This is a genomic window from Vibrio sp. 10N.261.52.A1, from assembly GCF_002876325.1.
In the GTDB taxonomy this organism is placed as follows: Bacteria; Pseudomonadota; Gammaproteobacteria; order Enterobacterales; family Vibrionaceae; genus Vibrio; species Vibrio chagasii.
This window is the reverse complement of the sequence record NZ_MCYD01001290.1, coordinates 1-3,379: the sequence shown is the minus strand read 5'-3', so window position 1 is coordinate 3,379 and position 3,379 is coordinate 1. Positions and strand designations below refer to the sequence as shown.

Below are 3,379 nucleotides of genomic sequence, written 5' to 3'. Positions count from 1 at the left end.
CTGTTGGTGCTGTTGCCAGCTTAGATTCAACTTCTACTACTTTTTCGATGACTTTCTCTACTTCAACAACTTTTTCTACTTCGACAATCTTTTCTACTGGTTTTTCTACGACTTTCTCAACCACTTTGGTTTTACGAGAAACGGCAATTAGCAGTAGTAAAACGCTTGATGCAGTAAGGCCTGCGTGAAGCATATCAAACGTCTGTGGGATTAGGTTCAAATCAACGATCATAGTGATTTTTCTCTTTAAATTGATTTAACGGTATATTCGTCGGTTTCATTGAATATACAGGTTGGAAAGAAACGCATTGGCACAAAACCAAAATGGTCGCTTTCAAGCTATAAATATGAATGGATACTAGCATATTCAAGGCTTAAGAGTGGTAATTTATGTTTTCAAACAAGTGGTTTTTGAGTGTGTTAGCTTGAAATTTAGTCGAGATTTGGTCGATTGTTAACCTGTGATGTAAGGGCGAAGTAAACTGTGCACGATTTATGTCATTTTTAGGACGAAAACTTAAATGGAGCATCATTCCCTTCCGTTATATACTTTTAGCTCATCGAAGCCTAATTGGAACCTTTATGCCACACACTACCGACCCACTAACAGGGTTGAAGAGACGGACGCTCCCACTGGTCGTATTTTCGGTCAGTTTTTTGATAACAGTGTTGTGTTTTATACTCGTCGCACTTAACCAAAATCGTGCTTTAAACATGAATTTGGACAGTTTTGCTAAACACCAAACACTGAGCTTGGAAGCGTTTATCGACAATGATGTGGCCTACATAGGTTCGGGTGCAAACTTCTTCTATTCGAATGATCCTGAAAATTGGGACAAGTTCGATCGATTCGCACAGCAAACCATTAACGGTTCAAAGAGCTTGATTGGCTTGCAGTGGATGCAGAAAGTTGCGGCAGATGAAATTGCCGAACATACCGCGAAAATGGAAGCAAAGTATCCGGCTTACCAGTTGTTCACTATCCCTAAACATGAAGAGAAAGCTTATGGCTACATTCTAAATGGAGAGCCAGCTTATATCGCGACTGATATTTACCCAAATACCGAAGCCAATGACAAAGTGATTGGTTTCTACTCTTCTCGTGAACGTTTTAGACTGATCATCGAAAATATTAAACAGACGCGCCAAGCGAATATCTCGGACAAAGTACGCCTTATTCAAGATGGTCTAACTCAAGATACGCCTAAGGCAGGCATGCTGGTTTATCACCCTGTGTTTGAAGGCGAAAGTGATAACCTACTTGGTGTTGTGATTGGCGTGGTTCGCACAACTTACTACTTTGAGAACCTGTTAGCCTCTGCCGTCGGTGATATGGACGTGTACATTCGCGTTACGGATACCGGGTTTGAAGCTGAAGACTCCCCAATTCTATTTGAAACTCAAGGTTATGAGGGAGTAACAGGGCACCATATAACTAAGACAATCGAGTTGACCAACCGAAATTGGAAGATCGATTACAAGATAGATGCCTGCATCTCTTTTTATGGCTACCTAGTACTAACTGGAATTGCCTTAGTCGGAACAACCATCTCATTGTTGTTAGCGTACATCGTGAATATGCAGATCAGAGAAAAAGAGCGCCTGTACCGCATGCTAGACAAAAGAACGGAAGAGCTCCGATTCCTTGCGAACCACGATAGCTTAACTGAAATCTATAACCGACGAGCTTTCAATAAGATGTTTGATAGGGCGGTTAAGCGAAGTGAGTCATTTAGCTTGATTGGGTTTGATGTCGATAAGTTTAAAAGCATCAATGACAAGTTTGGTCACCCTGCTGGCGATGCTTTGCTTGTGCATGTCATCAAGTTGATTTCGGTAAACCTGAAAGAAGGGGATAACCTTTTCCGTTTGGGCGGAGATGAATTCTGTATTATTTCGAGCATCTCAAATCATGAAGCGCTAGACCGCTACTTACAATGCATTCTAAATACAGTAAGTCACTCTCATTGTGAGCATAAAGGGCAACAGTTAAGCTGCACATTGAGTATTGGTGCCGCGATTCATACCAGTGAAGACACAGAAGAATTGCTGCAAAAAACAGACAGTATGCTTTATCAAAGTAAGTCAAATGGCCGAAATCGAGTCACAATTGCAGGCTAAGTGAGCACTTGATGCAACTGGGGTCGAGTTCTGTATTGGGCTCATGTACAATTTCACAAAATTTTTTACGAGAGAATTAGGCGACGTATGAATCACAATCGAGTGGTGTGTTTCGATTTGGAAATGTGCTGTTGGAGCGAAAATGGTGTAGGAACAACAGGCGAGATCATTGAAGTGGGTCTTGCTGAGATTGATCTAGCATCTGGAACCATCGTGAAACGAGCACAATATTACGTTAAGCCAGAAAAAGACGAAGTTTCTCAATTCTGTGCCGAGCTAACCGGCATTACTCCACGCAAAATCGAAAAGCAGGGTCGTCCGCTAGAGTCAGTCATCAAATCGATGATCAAGAACTTTGGTGGTCCAAACAAGATCTATGCTGCGTGGGGACGCGATGACCTGATTTTACACAAAGAGTGTCAAGAGAAAGGCATCGAGCCACCATTTAGCGAGTTCATCAACATTGCGACGCTTTATCGCGTGCAGAACCGTTTGAAAGACAAACGCATCGGCCATCGAGCGGCTCAAGAAGCAAAAGACATCGAGTGGGAAGGTCGCCAGCATTCTGGTTATGTTGATGCTTACAACCTTGCGAAGCTTGCTCTGACGATGCTTTAGCAATAAGCGAATATTAATATTTACTTCGAAATATAAGAAAGCCACCTGGATAAGGTGGCTTTTTTACATCTTCCTGTGGGCTGTTATTACCATAGTGACTAAATAAATCATCATCGTTCGCGTATTAAGGTATTTATTTCCCTAGCATTATCTTGAGCTTATCGCCTTTATCAAAGAAATGATGCTTCAATGCCCCCAATATATGTAATGTCACTAACGACATAAAAACTTTAATCGCAGTAGCGTGAATCAAAAACAGTAAAGAAAATACTTCTCTAGAGGTTGCACTATCGCTAAATGCCCATGAGTACAAACTGAATACTGGCGTATCAATCAGTGCCATGCTTAAACCTGATATAGCGATAAAGGTCAATGTAACTGCTTGAACAAATTGAACTACTTTAGGCAAGGTGAACTTGCGTTTCTCTGGCTCTGGTTTAACTAACATTCTTGCAATTAATATATTGATGAGAATAAGGACAATTGAGCCGAGTATCTGATGAATTAAAATCGTTGGATACTTGTCTGAGAAAGGCAGAAGTCGGCTTGATATAAAACCGAGAGTTAACGTTAGCATTACCCCACTAAACATCCCCCAGTGAAGAAAATCGACTTTATTAGCGAGGTTATTATTTACTCT

The 3,379-nt window shown here is 41.2% G+C and carries 3 protein-coding genes and 1 pseudogene; 2 read left to right on the top strand and 2 right to left on the bottom strand.

Features of this window, described 5'->3' with window-relative positions; all coding sequences use genetic code 11:
* Window positions 1-232: pseudogene (locus tag BCT81_RS26960) on the bottom strand (DUF2760 domain-containing protein); the annotation flags it as partial.
* Between the two features lie 350 nt (window positions 233-582).
* Between BCT81_RS26960 and BCT81_RS26955 the strand changes: the two are divergent.
* Entirely contained in the window at window positions 583-2,121 is a 1,539-nt protein-coding gene (locus BCT81_RS26955; RefSeq protein WP_061031614.1) for a sensor domain-containing diguanylate cyclase, read from the top strand.
* Between the two features lie 87 nt (window positions 2,122-2,208).
* Complete coding sequence (locus tag BCT81_RS26950) at window positions 2,209-2,739, top strand: 3'-5' exonuclease (RefSeq protein WP_061031613.1); 531 nt, start codon at window positions 2,209-2,211, stop codon at window positions 2,737-2,739.
* A gap of 133 nt (window positions 2,740-2,872) precedes the next feature.
* On the opposite strand, the gene BCT81_RS26945 is transcribed toward BCT81_RS26950, so the two are convergent.
* Window positions 2,873-3,379, bottom strand: a 507-nt coding sequence (locus BCT81_RS26945) for a cytochrome b/b6 domain-containing protein (protein WP_102426451.1), incomplete at its 5' end; no start/stop codon positions are given.

Coding starts and splice junctions, on each gene's coding strand:
- BCT81_RS26955 (WP_061031614.1), top strand. CDS start 583: ATGCCACACACTACCGACCCACTAACAGGGTTGAAGAGACGGACGCTC.
- BCT81_RS26950 (WP_061031613.1), top strand. CDS start 2,209: ATGAATCACAATCGAGTGGTGTGTTTCGATTTGGAAATGTGCTGTTGG.